Below are 15,200 nucleotides of genomic sequence, written 5' to 3' on the forward strand. Positions count from 1 at the left end.
CACAACCGGTCTATTCAACCAGTTCGAACCTGAGCGTCGCGGATGACGTCGACCACCGCCTTCACGGTCGCGTCGAAGTCGAGGTCGGTCGAGTCGACCGTGATGACGCCCTCGGCGGCGTTCATGAAGTCGACGACCTTCGAGTCGGCCCGATCGCGCGCCCGCAGCTGCGCGCCGGTCGCCTCGGCGGAGTGCCCGACGAGCTCCTTCGAGCGCCGCGCCATCCGGACCTCCTCCGACGCCGTCAGCAGGATCCGCACGGGCGCGTCGGGTGCGACGACCGTGGTGATGTCGCGGCCCTCGACGACGATGCCCTCGCGAGGCTCGGCCGCGATGATCGCGCGGAACACCTCGATGAGGTGCCGACGCACCTCGGGCACGCGCGCGACCGCGCTCACCACGGCCGTGACCGACGGCTCGCGGATCGCGTCGGTCACGTCGACGCTGCCGACATGCACGGCGTAGCCGTAGGGATCGGTGCCGATGCGGTAGTCGAACGAGTCGAGCGAGGCGACGACGGATGCCGCGTCATCCGTGTCGACGTGCGACGCCGTCGCATGCCACGCGAGCGCCCGGTACGCGGCTCCGGTGTCCAGGAAGCCCCAGCCGAGGCGGCGCGCGACCTCCTTCGAGATGCTCGACTTGCCGCTGCCGGCCGGGCCGTCGAGGGCCACGACGAAGGGGTACTCGATCGGGTGGGGTTCGTGCTGCATCATCCTGCGATCCGCCAGCCGCGTTCGGCCAGCTCGGTGGTGAGTCGGTCGGCCGCCTCGGGGAGCACGGCGATCTCGGCCAGGCCCACCTGGCGGCCTGGCGAGTGCTCGAGGCGGAGGTCTTCGAGGTTCACGCCGATCTCGCCGATCTCGGCGAGGAGGCGCGCGAGCTGGCCGGGTCGGTCGTCGACCATGACGATGATCGTCGTGAAGCGCTTGTCGGTGCCGTGCTTGCCGGGCAGCCGCTCGACGCCGGTGTTGCCGCCGGTGAGCTCCTCTGCCACGCGGCGACGTGCGCCGGGCGCGGTCGGCTCGGCGAGCGCGTCGATGAACCGGTCGAGATCGTCGCGGTACGCCAGCAGGATGTCGCGCACCGGCGCGGCGTTCGCGCCGAGGATCTGCACCCACAGGTCGGGGTCGCTCGCCGCGATGCGCGTCACGTCGCGCACGCCCTGGCCGGCGAGGCCGAGCGCCGCGTTCGGCGCGTCGATGAACCGGCGCGCCATGATGCTCGAGACCACCTGCGGCACGTGCGAGATGAGGGCGACGCCGCGGTCGTGCTCGTCGGGCGTCATCTCGACGAGCGTCGCGCCGAGGTCGAGGATCAGGTCGTCGATCGCGCTCGCGCGCTGGTAGCTGATCTCGTCGTGCGCGGCGACGACCCACGGCCGGCCCGCGAACAGGTCGGCGCGTGCCGCGAGGGGGCCGCCGCGTTCACGACCGGCGAGCGGGTGGGAGCCGATGTAGCGCGACACGTCGGCGCCGGCCGCCTCGAGCTCGGCGAGCACGCCGGACTTCACGCTCGCGACATCGGTCACGATCGCGTCGGGGAACGCGGCGAGCTCGGCGGCCACCACGGTCGCCGTGACATCGGGCGGCACCGCCACGACGACGAGCTGCGGCGCGTCATCGGGCCGCGCGGCGCGCCCCGCGCCGAGGTCGACCGCGATGGCGACATGCGTCGGCGAGGCATCGGCGAGGATCACGTCGATGCCTCGCGCGCGCAGGCCGAGGGCGACGCTCGTTCCGAGCAGGCCGGCGCCGACGACGCGGACGGGACCGATGAGTCGTGACTCGACCACCTAGTCCGTCCCCTTCCGCTCCGCGTCGGCGGCCCGTGCGATCGTGAGCAGGGCGCCGAGTTCGACTCTAGTCAACTCGCGCACCGCGCCCGACTTGAGGGTGCCGAGGTGCAGCGGGCCGAACTGGCGGCGCACGAGCTCGACCACGGGGTGGCCGACGGCGTCGAGCATGCGTCGCACGATGCGGTTCCGGCCGGAGTGCAGGGTGACCTCGACCATGGTGTGGCCTGCGTCGGCCTGCGCCTGCAGGATCTTGGCCCGATCGGCCCGGATCGGGCCGTCCTCGAGTTCGACCCCGCGCTTGAGCTGCTGCAGCGTCTGCGGGGTCATCCGCCCCTTCACCTTGGCGATGTAGGTCTTCTCGACGCCGAACGAGGGGTGCGCCAGCACGTGCGCGAGCTCGCCGTCGTTGGTGAGCAGCAGCAGCCCGCTCGTGTCGCCGTCGAGGCGGCCGACGTTGAACACGCGCACCTCGAGGGGGTCGGTGAACCGGCGCAGGTCGGGCCGGCCCTGCTCGTCGCGCATCGAGGAGACCACGCCGCGCGGCTTGTTCAGCATGAAGTAGCGCTTCTCCTGGTCGAGCTGCACGGCCGTGCCGTCGACGGCGACCTTGTCGGCGACCGGGTCGATGCGCGTGCCGAGCTCGGTCACGACGCGGCCGTTCACCTCGACGCGGCCCTCGACGATGTACTGCTCGGCCACGCGGCGGCTCGCGACCCCCGCGGCGGCGAGCGCCTTCTGGAGTCGGACGCCCTCGCCGCCGCCCGGCGCGCCCTGGTCAGGTGAGGTCACGTTCGAATCCCTCCGAGCCGCCGTCGAGCAGCGGCGAGATCGGCGGCAGCTCGTCGAGCGAGGCGATGCCGAGGTTCGTCAGCAGCTGGGCGGTCGTGCCGTACAGGATGGCGCCCGTCTCGTCGTCGGTGTCGACCTCGGTGACCAGCCCGCGCCCGAGCAGCGTGCGCACGACCGAGTCGACGTTGACCGCGCGGATCGACGCGATCGAGGAGCGGGAGATCGGCTGCTTGTAGGCGATGACCGCGAGCGTCTCGAGCGCGGGCTGCGAGAGCCGCGTCGACGTCTGCGCGAGCACCGCGCTCGTGATGAGCGCGTCGTACTCCTCGCGGGCGTAGAACCGCCATCCGCCGCCGACCTCGCGCAGTTGGAACGCACGACGGATGCCGCCCGCCGCCGCGTGCTCCTTCCCCGCATCGGTGCGCGGCTCCCCCGAGGGCGCACCGCCGTCGTAGTCCTCTCGGAGTCGCGCGATCGCGGCGCGCACCTCGGCGATGGGGCGTGCGACGGCGGAGGCGAGGTGCACGAGGCTCTGCGGTTCATCGGCGATGAACAGCAGTGCCTCGAGCGCGCGATCGAGGTCGAGGCGCGGCTGGCCGGGCACGTCGAGCGGCGTCGCGACCGACACCTCGGGCCTGTCCGGGGATCGAGGAGCCGGCGAAGCAGGGGTCTCGAGACCCGGCCCCTCCGCGGCATCCGTCTCACTCGTCATAATCGGCTCCCAGAGTCTCCAGGTTGTCGTCGGACCAGTGCTCGCTCGCGGCCCAGCGCAACGTCAGCTCGCCGAGCGGCTCGAGCTGCTCGAACCCGATGGCGGCGTGCCGGTACAGCTCGAGCACGGCGAGGAACCGCGCCACGACGATACCGGTTCGGTCGACTCCGGCGATGAGCTGCCGGAACGTGACCGGTTCGCCGCGTCGCAGCACGGCGACGACATAGGCCGCCTGCTCGCGGATGGAGACGAGCGGCGCGTGCAGGTGGTCGAGCCCGACCATCGGCACCTCGCGTGGAGTGAGCGCGAGCAGCGCGAGCGCGGCGAAGTCGTCGGCGCCGAGGGTCCACCGCAGCTCGGGCGCGCGCTGGCGGAAGCGCTCCTCCAGTCGGACCGTCCGCGGGTGGCGGCCGGCCTCGGCCTCGAACCGGCCGCCGAACCAGCGCGCGGCCTCCTTGAAGGCCCGGTACTGCAGCAGGCGTGCGAACAGCAGGTCGCGGGCCTCGAGGAGCGCCACATCCTCGGCGTCGACCAGCTCGCCCTGCGGCAGCAGCCCGGCGACCTTGAGATCGAGCAGCGTCGCCGCCACGACGAGGAACTCGCTCGCGCGGTCGAGGTCCTCGTTCGTCTCGATGCCCCGCAGGTACGCGATGAAGTCGTCGGTCACCGCCGACAGCGAGACCTCGGTGATGTCGAGCTCGTGCTTGGCGATGAGCGAGAGCAGCAGGTCGAACGGACCCTCGAAGTTCGACAGGGCGACGCGGAACTCGGGGCCGGACTCGGGCGCGGGCGTCGCGGCATCCGTCACCGCACCCGGCCCGTCGGCGATCGCGCGCACGCTCACGCGCTCGCCCGACGAGGGGTCGGATGCCGCCGCCCTGGGATCAGGCGACCGCGCCACGGTCGACCAGCTCCCGGGCGAGCTGACGATACGCCTTCGACGCCGGGTGGTCGGGGGCGAACTCGGTGATCGGGGTCGCGGCGACCGTCGCGTCGGGGAACTTCACCGTGCGGGTGATCACGGTCTCGAGCACCTGGTCGCCGAACGCGTCGACCACACGCTCGAGCACCTCGCGCGAGTGCAGCGTGCGCGCGTCGTACATCGTCGCCAGGATGCCGTCGAGCTTGATCGCCGGATTGAGCCGGTCGCGCACCTTGTCGATCGTCTCGATGAGCAGGGCGACGCCGCGAAGGGCGAAGTACTCGCACTCGAGGGGGATGACCACGCCGTGGCTGGCGGTCAGGGCGTTCACGGTCAGGAGCCCCAACGACGGCTGGCAGTCGATGAGGATCACGTCGTAGTCGGCCGAGACCTTGCGCAGCACGCTCGCGAGGATCTGCTCGCGGGCGACCTCGGTCACCAGGTGCACCTCGGCGGCCGACAGGTCGATGTTCGCGGGGATCACGTCGAGGCCATCGACGTTCGTCGACTGGATCGCGTCGGCGGGCGTGACGTTGCGCGAAAGCAGCAGGTCGTAGATGGTCGGCACGTCGTGCGTCTGCACCCCGAGGCCCGCGGAGAGCGCGCCCTGCGGGTCGAAGTCGACCGCGAGCACCCGCCGGCCGTAGTCGGCCAGGGCCGCACCCAGGTTGATCGTCGTGGTGGTCTTGCCGACGCCGCCCTTCTGGTTGCAGAGCGCGATGATGCGCGCCGGGCCGTGCGAGCGCAGCCCGGGCGGCTCGGGGAACTCGCGCGCGGGGCGACCGGTGGGACCGAGATCCGACTCCAGCGTGGCGGTGCCGTCCGCCGGGTCGTACATCTCGTGGGTCACGGTTCGGTCTCTCTCCCGGTCGTGTCGGCTGCGATGGCTTGGTCGATTCTAGCGAGCGCGGGGGTGGGCGGCCGTGTACATCTCCCGGAGTGTATCGGCTGTGACCAGCGTGTAGATCTGCGTGGTCGCGACCGACGCGTGTCCGAGCAGCTCCTGAACGACGCGCACGTCGGCGCCGCCCGCGAGCAGGTGGGTGGCGAACGAGTGCCGGAGCGTGTGGGGTGAGACGGATGCCGCGGCCCCGGCCCGCTCGGCGGCATCCTGCAGCACCTGCCACACGGCCTGGCGCGACATCCGCCGCCCGCGGACGCCGAGGAACAGCGCGGGCGTCGCGCTCCCCCGTGACGAGAGCACCGGACGCGAGCGCACCAGGTACGCGTCGATCGCCCGTCTCGCGTAGCTGCCGAGGGGCACGATGCGCTGCTTGCCGCCCTTGCCCGACAGGCGCACGACCTCGTCGTCGACGAGGTCGTCGACGTTGAGCGCAGTCGCCTCCGACACGCGCGCGCCGGTCGCGTAGAGCAGCTCGAGCAGGGCGACATCCCGGAGCGCGGTCACCTCGTCGCCGACCCTCGCCGCCTCGATGATCGCGGCGACCTGCTCGACCGGGATCGCCTTCGGCAGTCGCATGGGCAGCTTCGGCGGACGCAGCCCGGTCGACGGGTCGGTCGGCGTTCGCCCCTCCTCCGCGAGGAAGCGGTGCAGCCCGCGTACCGCGGAGAGCACGCGCGCGATCGAGGAGACCGCGAGGCGCGGTTCGCGCTCTACGCCGAGGTAGCGCACGAACGCGCCGAGATCGGCCTCGGTCACGCGTTCGGGCCCGTCGATCCCCGAGCGATCGAGCCAGCCCGCGTAGATGCCGAGGTCGCGTCGGTACGAGGCGAGGCTGTTGCGCGCGAGGCCGCGTTCCACGGTGAGGTGCCGCAGGTACTCGTCGACCGCGCGCGAGGTCACGCCGGAGCCGGCCTCGACGACGGATGCGCCGGCCAGGGCGCATCGGCGGGGGCGAGCGTCACCCAGCCGCGCGCCCGCGACGCGTGGGCCGCGAGGGCGCCGACCGTGAGCGACGGGTTGCCGACGCGGCGCTCGAGGACCGCGTCGACACACGCGTCGAGCGGAACCCACCGGAGCTCCATGTCGGCCTCCTCGTCGACCCGCGCGTGCGCCTCGGGCGCGTCGGCGAGCCCGCGCGCGAGGTAGACGCGGATCGCCTCGTCGCTGCCGCCGGGCGAGGTGAAGTAGTCGGCGAGCACGGCCCAGTCGGATGCCACGAGGTCGACCTCCTCGGCGAGCTCGCGCTTGGCGGCCTCGAGCGGCGCCTCGTGCGCCGCGTCGAGCAGCCCGGCCGGGATCTCCCAGTCGCGGGCGCGCACCGGGTGCCGGTACTGCTTGATCAGCAGCACGCGCTCGTCGTCGTCGAGTGCGAGCACCGCCACGGCACCGGGATGCAGGACGTAGTCCCGCACGATCCGCCCGCCCGCTTCGCCGTAACCGAGGGTGTCGCGCCGGACGTCCCAGATGCGGCCCTCGAACACCGTCTCGCGGCCTGCGACCGGCAGGTCGACGTACTCGTCGACCGGCTCGCGCGCGTCAGGCATTGCTCACGTCGAACAGCAGGCTCGCCTGCTGGCGCTCGAGCGCCGCCGCGACGAGCCCCCGGAACAGCGGGTGCGCGTCGTTCGGGCGGCTGCGCAACTCGGGGTGCGCCTGCGTGGCGACGTAGAACGGGTGCACGTCGCGCGGCAGCTCGACGAACTCGACGAGGTGACGGCTGGGCGACATGCCCGAGAACACCAGGCCCGCCTCGGCGATCCGGTCGCGGTAGGCGTTGTTGACCTCGTACCGGTGGCGGTGGCGCTCGGAGACCTCGGTCGCGCCGTAGAGCTCGGCGACGATGGAGCCGTCGTCGAGCTTGGCCGGGTACAGGCCCAGGCGCATGGTGCCGCCCAGGTCGCCGCCCGCGATGATCTCCACCTGTTCCTCCATCGTCGCGATGACGGGGAACTCGGTGTCGGGGTCGAACTCGCTCGACGAGGCGCCGGGGAGGCCCGCGACATTGCGCGAGTACTCGATGACCATGCACTGCAGGCCGAGGCAGAGGCCGAGGGTGGGAATGCCGTTCTCGCGCGCGAAGTGCAGCGCGCCGAGCTTGCCCTCGATGCCGCGGACGCCGAAGCCGCCGGGCACGAGGATGCCGTCGAGGTGGCTCAGCCGCTCCTTCGCGCCCTCGGGCGTGCGGCACTCGTCGGACGGGATCCACTCGATCCGCACCCTGGTGTCGTTGGCGAAGCCGCCCGCACGCAACGCTTCCGTGACCGACAGGTACGCGTCGGGCAGGTCGATGTACTTGCCGACGAGGCCGATCGTGACCTCGTGCTTGGGGTCGTGCACGACGCGGAGCAGGTCGGACCAACCCGACCAGTCGACGTCGGCGGCCTTGGCGTCGAGCCCGAGCGCCTCGATGAGGTACGCGTCGAGGCCCTGGTCGTGCAGCATCGTGGGGATGTCGTAGATCGACGGCACGTCGACGGCGTTCACGACGGCGGCCTCGTCGACGTCGCACATGAGCGCGATCTTCCGCTTGTTCGCGTCGGTGACGGGGCGATCGCTGCGGAGCACGAGCGCGTCGGGCTGGATGCCGATCGAGCGCAGCGCGGCGACCGAGTGCTGCGTCGGCTTCGTCTTCTGCTCGCCCGAGGCGCCCATGAACGGCACGAGCGAGACGTGCACGAAGAACACGTTCTTGCGGCCCAGCTCGTGGCGCACCTGGCGGGCCGACTCGATGAAGGGCTGGGACTCGATGTCGCCGACGGTGCCGCCGATCTCGGTGATGATCACGTCGGGCTTGGGCGTCTCGGTGGCCTGCAGGCGCATGCGGCGCTTGATCTCGTCGGTGATGTGCGGGATCACCTGCACGGTGTCGCCGAGGTACTCGCCGCGCCGCTCCTTGGCGATGACGGTCGAGTAGATCTGCCCGGTGGTGACGTTGGCGGCCTGCGACAGGTTGATGTCGAGGAACCGCTCGTAGTGTCCGATGTCGAGGTCGGTCTCGGCACCGTCGTCGGTCACGAACACCTCGCCGTGCTGGAACGGGTTCATGGTGCCCGGGTCGACGTTGAGGTACGGGTCGAGCTTCTGCATCACCACCCGCAGCCCCCGGGCCGTGAGGAGGTTGCCCAGGCTGGCCGCCGTGAGCCCCTTGCCCAAAGAAGAAACGACACCACCGGTCACGAAGATGTGCTTGGTCGTGTCGTTGAAAATGTCTGCGCCGCGATCATCCACCACGGGCTTGTAGTCTATCCGACTCCCGGCTGGGAATGCCCCGACATGCGCATGGCATGTCGAGCGGATCGAGCGGATGTCGCGCGCCGCCGCTCGACGACGTGCGCACCGTCGGCCGGCCCGAGGTCGTGTCGGGCGTCGTCAGGCGGCGGTCGCGTCGGCGATCTCGAGCAGTTCGCGCGCGTGCGCGAGTCCGCTCTCGGAGTCGGCGAGGCCCGACAGCAGGCGCGCCATCTCGGCTTCGCGGTCGGCTCCGGCGAGTTGGCGGACGCTCGAGGCGGTCACGCGGCCGTCGGTGCCCTTGACGACGCTGAGGTGGTTGTTCGCGAACGCGGCCACCTGCGCGAGGTGGGTGACGACGATCACCTGCGACCGCTCGGCGAGACGTGCGAGTCGCCGGCCGATCTCGATCGCGGCGGCACCGCCCACGCCGGCGTCGACCTCGTCGAACACGAACGTCGGCACCGGGTCGGCGCCCGCGATCACGACCTCGATCGCGAGCATCACGCGCGACAGCTCTCCGCCCGATGCGCCCTTCGCGACCGACCGGGGCTCGGCGCCGGGGTGGGGGCGGAGCAGGATCGACACGTGGTCCTGCCCGTGCGCCCCGGGCTCGGGCGCTCGCTCGACGACCACGGTCAGCTCGGCATCGGGCATGGCGAGCGCGGCGAGCTCGGCGGTGACCTCGCGAGCGAGGTGTTTGGCCGCGGCGGTGCGCAGGGCGCTCACGCGATCGGCGAGCACGGCGACCTCGGCGGCGCGACGCTCGACCACGTCGTCGAGTTCGGCGATGCGATCGTCGTCGCCGTCGAGCTCGACGAGGCGCAGCCCTCCATCGTGCCGGAACGCGAGCACGTCGTCGAGCGTGCCGTGGCGGCGCGTGAGGTTCGCGAGGACCGCGCGACGTTCCTGGACGCCCTCGAGCTCGGCGGCGCCGTCGGCGTCGAGGCCGGCGAGGTAGCCGGAGAGCTCGGCAGCGGCGTCGGCGAGGGCGAACCCGGCGGTCGCGACGGATTCGGCGATCGGCGCGAGCGCCGGGTCGTGCGAGACGACCCGATCGACGTGGCGGCGCGCGGCGTCGACGAGCGTGATGGCGTCGGGCGCGTCGTCGGCGACCTGCTCGGCGGAGATGAGCTCGCGCGCCTGGGCCGCGGCGAGCCTGAGGTCTTCGAGGTTCGTGAGGCGATCGGCGCGTTCCTGCAGGGCGGCATCCTCGCCGGATTGCGGATCGGCGGCCTCGATCTCATCGAGCGCGAGCCGCAGCTCCTCGGCCTCGCGGGCGCGCTCGTCGTGCTGGTCGCGGAGCCGCTGCAGTTCATCGGCGTCGGCACGCCAGGACCGGTACGCGGCGCGGTACTCGTGCAGCGCGGCCGCGAGCTCGGAGCCGCCGAAGCGGTCGAGCGCCTCTCGCTGCGCGGTCGCCGACCGCAGGCGCTGCTGGTCGGCCTGACCGTGCACGACGACGAGGTGGTCGGCGAGGTCGGCGAGCACGCCCACGGGCGCGCTCCGCCCGCCGACGATCGCCCGGCTCCGGCCTTCGGCGGAGACGGACCGCCCGAGCAGCAGCTCGCCGGCGTCGATCTCGCCGCCGGCGTCGGCGACGCGTTCGGCGACCGGTTCGACATCGCCGAGGAGCCAGCGCCCCTCGACCCAGGCCTGCTTCGCGCCGGCGCGCACCGTGGCGGCATCGGCGCGCGCGCCGAGCAGCAGGCCGAGTGCCGTGACGACCATCGTCTTGCCGGCGCCGGTCTCACCCGTCACGGCGGTGAAGCCGGGACCGAGCGGCATGGTCGCCTCGGCGATGACGCCGAGGTCGCGGATTCCGAGCTCCTCAATCACCGGCGACCGGCCCCCTCCATCCCGTCACGGGAAGCTGGAACTTGTTCACGAGCCGATCGGTGAAGGGCGCCTGGTGCAGACGCGCCAGGCGCACCGGGATCGACGAGCGACGCACGATCACCCGCGCACCGGGCGGCAGTTCGAACATGCGACGTCCGTCGCACCAGATCACCGCCGACGCCTCGGTGCGCTGCAGCACCTCGACCGCGAGCGACGAGTCGGGACCGACGACCAGGGGGCGGGCGAACAGCGCATGCGCGCTCAGCGGGACGAGCAGGAGCGCCTCGACCGCCGGCCACACGACGGGCCCGCCGGCGGAGAACGAATATGCGGTCGAACCCGTCGGCGTGGACATCACGACGCCGTCGCAGCCGAACGACGAGAGCGGACGGCGGTCGACCTCGATGACCACCTCGAGCATCCGCTCGCGCTCGGCCTTCTCGACCGTCGCCTCGTTGAGGGCCCAGCCCTCGTAGACCACCTCGTCGCCGACCTTGGCGCGCACCGACAGGGTCATGCGCTCCTCGACGGTGTAATCGCGCGACAGGGCGCGGCCGACCGTGTAACCGAGGTCGTCGCGCTCGCTCTCGGCGAGGAACCCGACGTGCCCGAGGTTCACGCCGAGGAGCGGGACCGGGTGCTCCCGGGTGAGCTCGGCGGCCCGCAGGATCGTGCCGTCGCCGCCCAGGACGATCGCGAGCTCGAGGTGCCTCGGCGAGACCTCCTCGAACCGCTTGACCACGCTCTCGAGCTCGGGCAGCGCCGAGAGCACGTCGTGCCACTGCTCGTGGGCGACCACGGGCACCGCCCCGGCTGCCGCGAGCTGCCCGCAGACGTCGGCCGTCGCCTCGAGGGCGGCGGCCCGGCCGGTGTGGGAGACCACGAGGAAATGCCGTGCATCGCTCACGCCGTGACGCCTCCCGTTGCTTCTCGGACCCGATTCGACCATTCTGACGGATCGGCGCCCCGCCTCGTGCCGAGCAGCACGAGCACCTCGCGGTTGCCCTGCGTGCCTGCGATTGGGGAGGACAGGACGCCGGCGACCCGGAGGCCGAGGTCGTGCCCCGCCCACAGCACGTTCATGACGGCGTCGGCCCGGGCGTCGGGGTCGCGGACGACGCCCTCGCGCGTGCCGCTGCGGCCGACCTCGAACTGCGGCTTCACGAGCAGGACGAACTCGGCGTCGGACGACGCGGTCGCCGTCAGCGCGGGGAGCACCGTGGTGAGCGAGATGAACGAGAGATCGGCCGTCACGAGCGTGGGCTGCTCGTCGATGCCGGTGAGCCGGGCGAGTTCAGCGGCGTCGAGGTGACGGACGTTGCAGCCCTCGACGAGCACGAGCCCGGGTGCGTCGGCGAGCTGAGGCGCGAGCTGGTCGTGGCCGACGTCGATCGCCAGCACCGTGCGCGCGCCGCGCTCGAGCAGCACCTGGGTGAAGCCGCCGGTGGATGCCCCGGCGTCGAGCGCCAGGCGGCCGGACGGGTCGACGCCGAAGGCATCGAGCGCCGCGATGAGCTTGTGCGCGGCCCGGCTCACGTAGTGGTCGGCGCCCGCGACCTCGAGCACCGACGCGTCGGCCACGCGGTGCGACGGCTTGATGATCGGTCGACCGTCGACCGTGACGAGCCCGCCCGCGATCAGCGTGGCCGCGTGCGAGCGCGAGCGTGCGAGCCCGCGTCCCGCCAGGGCGGCGTCGAGGCGCTGGTCGGCCACGGTCACCCCGACGCGCGGGCCGGATCCGACCGCTCGAGCTCGCGGCGCAGCTGGTCGACGAGCGCGTCGTACCCCGCAGCCCGTTCCTCGAGCGGTGCGGACTCGATCGACGCGAGGCCCTCGGCGGCCGCGGCCGCGAGATCGGTCGGCGTCTCGGCCGTGTCGTCGGCGGCGAGATCTCCAGTGCTCACCCCACCACGGTACCCGGTGCTGCCGACATCTCCCGCGAGCACGCCCGTACTCAGCGGTACAGGCGTTCCGGCACGTCGAGCGCGTGGATCGCGGTGCCGCACTCCCAGATGGCCAGGCACGCCGCGCGGAGCAGGTCGAGCGGCTCGTCGCCGTCCCGTTCGATCAGGACGCTCCGTCCGTCCACGCGCACGACCGCCCGCCCGACGTGCACGGCACCGCGGCGCCGCTCGGCCGCGGGGTACGGCTCGTGCAGCTGCCGCAGGTCGCCGAGGATGAAGTCCGGGCGGCTCGCGGCATCCGCGGCGAGCACCTGCTTCGCCCGGTCGATCCCGGTCAGCACGACCGCCGACGCGATCCCGGCGCGGTTCGCGCCGCGGATGTCGGTGTCGAGCCGATCGCCGACCATGAGCGGACGGTGCGCGCCGAAGCGGTCGCGCGCCTCGTCGAAGATCGGGGTCTCGGGTTTCCCGGCCACCTCGGGGAACCGCCCGGCGGCCGTGTGGACGGCCGACACCAGCGTGCCGTTGCCCGGGGCGATGCCGCGCTCGACGGGGATCGTCCAGTCCATGTTCGTGGCGATCCACGGGATCCCGCCCGGCTCCCCCGGTCCGCCGTGCGCGTTCAGCGCGAACGCCGCCTCGGCGAGCTGGCGCCATCCGACGTCGGGGTGGAACCCCTGCATGACCGCGTCGGGCCCGTCATCGGCCGACCGCGTGACCCGGTAGCCGCCGCGTTCGAGCTCGGTGACGATGCCGTCCCCTCCGACGACGAGCACGAGCGAACCCGGGGCGACGGATGCCGCCAGCAACCGCATCGCCGCCTGCGGCGAGGTCACGACCTCGCGTGCCGTCACGTCGAGTCCGAGTGAGGCGAGGTGCGCCGCGACCTGCTCGTCGCTGCGCGACGCGTTGTTGGTGATGTAGCCCACCGGCCGGCTGGCGGCGACCTCGTTCAAGCTCTCGACCGCGTACGGGATGGCGTGCGGCCCTGCGTAGACGACGCCGTCGAGGTCGGCGAACACGGCGTCGATGCCGTCGAGCGGCGTGGACCCGCGCACCCGCGTCGCGAAGAAGGGGCTCATGCGCGACCGGCGCCGTCGTCGCCGGGCTCCCCCGATCCGGTCGCGTCGCCGTCGAGGTCCGCGGTCTCGGCCAGGATCGCGGCCACCTCGGGCTCGATCGCATCGGCCGGGTCGCCCTCACCGGCTTCGGTGGGCTCGGAGGCCGCCGTTCCGGGCGCCGCGCCGTCGGCCGCTGCGACCTCGCGCTCGTCGTGCGAGGACGACGCGATCGGGTCGGCCTCGGCAGCCTCTGGAGCTGCCTCCACCCGGGCATCCTCCTCGAGCTCGAACACCTCGATCACGTCCGGGAGCGTCCCCTCCAGTGCCGCCTCGGCCCGCTCGGCGAGCCCGCGCCACTTGGCCGCGTCGAGCGGTCGATCGAGCTCCTCGAGCACCTCGGCGTACGCCGAGAACAGCGCCGGGCTGTACGAGAAGGCGCGGTCGGGGTCCAGCTGCGGCACCTCGAGCTCCGCGAGGGCGAGCTCGGGCTGGCCGAGGTCGAGGCGGGCGCCGGACATCGCGATCGCGAGCGCGGCCTGCACCGACGCGGGCAGCGTCGACCGCTCCACGGAACGGCCGAGCTCGAGCGCGCGGTCGGGTCGGCCGACACCGCGCTCGCTGTCGACCATGAGCGGGAGCTGGTCGTCGCGCCCGGTGAGGCGTCGGTACGTCCGCAGCTCGCGCAACGCGAGCCCGAAGTCGCCGGTCGCGTAGGCGGTGATCGCCAGGGTCTCACGCACCACGCCGACGCGCCCGGCGCGACGGGCGGCCGAGAGGGCGTGCCGATGCGCGAGCGAAGGATCGAACTCGAGCGCCTCGGCCGCCGCGACCAGGTGTCTCGCGACCCAGTCGGCGTTCTCCTTCGACAGCGTCTTCAGTTCGGAACGCGCGGCGGAGTCGAGGTCGCGGGGCGTGATCCGCTCGTCGACCTCGGGGTCGTCGTGTCGCGGACGCACGCGGAGCTCGGCGGCCCCGTGGCCGGCGATGCGCGGGGCCCGCTCGGTGGCGCGATCCTCACGCCCGCGCCGATCGCCGTCGCGGGTCGACCGGGCATACGGCGTGCGGTCGCCGTCGCGGGTCGGCCGGCCGTGCGATCTCCGCTCGCCCTCACGAGGACCGCTGCCGTAGGACTTCCGCTCGCCGTCGCGGCTCGGCCGGGCGTACGACCTCCGCTCGCCCTCACGAGGACCGCTGCCGTAGGACTTCCGCTCGCCGTCGCGGGATCGGTCCCCGTACGACCTCCGCTCGCCCTCGCGGGCCGGTCGACCGGACGACGACCGCTCGCCCGCACGAGGTCCGCTGCCGTAGGGCCTCCGCTCGCCGTCGCGGGATCGGTCCCCGTAGGGCTTCCGCTCACCGTCGCGGGATCCGCTCCCGTACGGTTTCCGCTCCCCCTCGCGAGCCGGACGCCCGGACCGCGGGCGCTCTCCGTCGCGCGAGCCCCCGGTGTACGGCTTCCGCTCGCCGTCGCGACGCTCGCGATCCGGGCGACCGTATCCGCGGCGTTCTCCGCTCGCTCGACGCTCGCCCTCGCGCTTGGGTGCGCCGCCTCGCGCCCCGCCTGCGCTGTCCCGCCGAGTTCCCTGGTTGCGCTTCGGGCGGTCCTCGCCCGTCGGCTCGTGCGTCGAATCGCTCACGGTGTTCCTGTCATGTCGCGTGGGAGTCCCCGATGGACTCAACCGTACCGTCGCCGTCTCTCGGCGGCCCGTTAACGAGAAATGGCCACCCGCCAGCGCTCGCAATTGAACGCTGCGGGTGGCCACTCCTGAATGAATGTCCGGCGGTGTCCTACTCTCCCACAGGGTCGCCCCTGCAGTACCATCGGCGCTGCGAGTCTTAGCTTCCGGGTTCGGAATGTGTCCGGGCGTTTCCCTCGCGCTATGGCCGCCGAAACTCTGGTACCAGCACACCGGTGTCGGGGTGTGGTGGTGGTCTCGGTGGCACCCTCGCCCTGTCGGGTGGGGTGCGGGTTGCACTGTGTGTTTGTGTGTGTTTCCGTCTGTTGGGAACCACAGAGTGGACGCGAGTTCTCGGGCTCCACAC

The 15,200-nt window shown here is 72.6% G+C and carries 15 protein-coding genes and 1 rRNA gene; all 16 read right to left on the bottom strand.

Going from position 1 to position 15,200, the window contains the following annotated elements:
- Positions 1-14: 14 nt before the first annotated feature.
- The 16 genes from cmk to rrf all read right to left on the bottom strand — a co-directional run bounded on the left by cmk (position 15) and on the right by rrf (position 15,049).
- Positions 15-716, bottom strand: coding sequence for a (d)CMP kinase (gene cmk / locus ACZ4TW_RS18855; protein WP_465545224.1), 702 nt, complete (start codon positions 714-716; stop codon positions 15-17).
- Positions 713-1,795: a prephenate dehydrogenase gene (locus ACZ4TW_RS18860; RefSeq protein ID WP_465545226.1), complete on the bottom strand. Its 1,083-nt coding sequence runs from the start codon at positions 1,793-1,795 to the stop codon at positions 713-715. The genes cmk and ACZ4TW_RS18860 overlap by 4 nt, the downstream gene beginning before the upstream one ends.
- Complete coding sequence (locus tag ACZ4TW_RS18865) at positions 1,796-2,587, bottom strand: pseudouridine synthase (RefSeq protein ID WP_465545228.1); 792 nt, start codon at positions 2,585-2,587, stop codon at positions 1,796-1,798.
- Complete coding sequence (scpB, locus tag ACZ4TW_RS18870; protein WP_465545230.1) at positions 2,574-3,215, bottom strand: SMC-Scp complex subunit ScpB; 642 nt, start codon at positions 3,213-3,215, stop codon at positions 2,574-2,576. The genes ACZ4TW_RS18865 and scpB overlap by 14 nt, the downstream gene beginning before the upstream one ends.
- Positions 3,216-3,288: 73 nt before the next feature.
- Entirely contained in the window at positions 3,289-4,143 is an 855-nt protein-coding gene (locus ACZ4TW_RS18875) for a segregation and condensation protein A (protein ID WP_465545258.1), read from the bottom strand.
- Between the two features lie 40 nt (positions 4,144-4,183).
- Complete coding sequence (locus ACZ4TW_RS18880) at positions 4,184-5,059, bottom strand: ParA family protein (RefSeq protein ID WP_465545259.1); 876 nt, start codon at positions 5,057-5,059, stop codon at positions 4,184-4,186.
- 60 nt (positions 5,060-5,119) lie between these two features.
- The gene (gene xerD / locus ACZ4TW_RS18885) at positions 5,120-6,025 is read right to left on the bottom strand and encodes a site-specific tyrosine recombinase XerD (RefSeq protein ID WP_465545232.1); all 906 of its coding nucleotides are present in this window, start codon (positions 6,023-6,025) and stop codon (positions 5,120-5,122) included.
- Entirely contained in the window at positions 6,022-6,669 is a 648-nt protein-coding gene (locus ACZ4TW_RS18890; protein WP_465545234.1) for an NUDIX domain-containing protein, read from the bottom strand. The genes xerD and ACZ4TW_RS18890 overlap by 4 nt, the downstream gene beginning before the upstream one ends.
- Complete coding sequence (locus tag ACZ4TW_RS18895; protein WP_465545236.1) at positions 6,662-8,356, bottom strand: CTP synthase; 1,695 nt, start codon at positions 8,354-8,356, stop codon at positions 6,662-6,664. Before ACZ4TW_RS18895 ends, ACZ4TW_RS18890 begins: the two co-directional genes overlap by 8 nt.
- Positions 8,357-8,494: 138 nt before the next feature.
- Positions 8,495-10,192: a DNA repair protein RecN gene (recN, locus tag ACZ4TW_RS18900; protein ID WP_465545238.1), complete on the bottom strand. Its 1,698-nt coding sequence runs from the start codon at positions 10,190-10,192 to the stop codon at positions 8,495-8,497.
- Positions 10,185-11,141, bottom strand: a complete 957-nt coding sequence (locus ACZ4TW_RS18905) for an NAD kinase (protein ID WP_465545240.1) — start codon at positions 11,139-11,141, stop codon at positions 10,185-10,187. The genes recN and ACZ4TW_RS18905 overlap by 8 nt, the downstream gene beginning before the upstream one ends.
- Positions 11,096-11,911, bottom strand: a complete 816-nt coding sequence (locus tag ACZ4TW_RS18910) for a TlyA family RNA methyltransferase (protein ID WP_465545242.1) — start codon at positions 11,909-11,911, stop codon at positions 11,096-11,098. The genes ACZ4TW_RS18905 and ACZ4TW_RS18910 overlap by 46 nt, the downstream gene beginning before the upstream one ends.
- Positions 11,908-12,096, bottom strand: coding sequence for a hypothetical protein (locus ACZ4TW_RS18915; RefSeq protein ID WP_465545244.1), 189 nt, complete (start codon positions 12,094-12,096; stop codon positions 11,908-11,910). The genes ACZ4TW_RS18910 and ACZ4TW_RS18915 overlap by 4 nt, the downstream gene beginning before the upstream one ends.
- A 50-nt stretch (positions 12,097-12,146) precedes the next feature.
- On the bottom strand, positions 12,147-13,178 hold the full coding sequence (locus tag ACZ4TW_RS18920; RefSeq protein ID WP_465545246.1) for an HAD-IIA family hydrolase: 1,032 nt from the start codon (positions 13,176-13,178) through the stop codon (positions 12,147-12,149).
- Positions 13,175-14,794: a primosomal protein gene (locus ACZ4TW_RS18925; protein ID WP_465545248.1), complete on the bottom strand. Its 1,620-nt coding sequence runs from the start codon at positions 14,792-14,794 to the stop codon at positions 13,175-13,177. Before ACZ4TW_RS18925 ends, ACZ4TW_RS18920 begins: the two co-directional genes overlap by 4 nt.
- Before the next feature lie 138 nt (positions 14,795-14,932).
- Positions 14,933-15,049, bottom strand: a 5S ribosomal RNA gene (rrf, locus tag ACZ4TW_RS18930).
- Between the last annotated feature and the right edge of the window lie 151 nt (positions 15,050-15,200).

The sequence above is a fragment of the Agromyces sp. NPDC029043 genome (genome assembly GCF_055564615.1).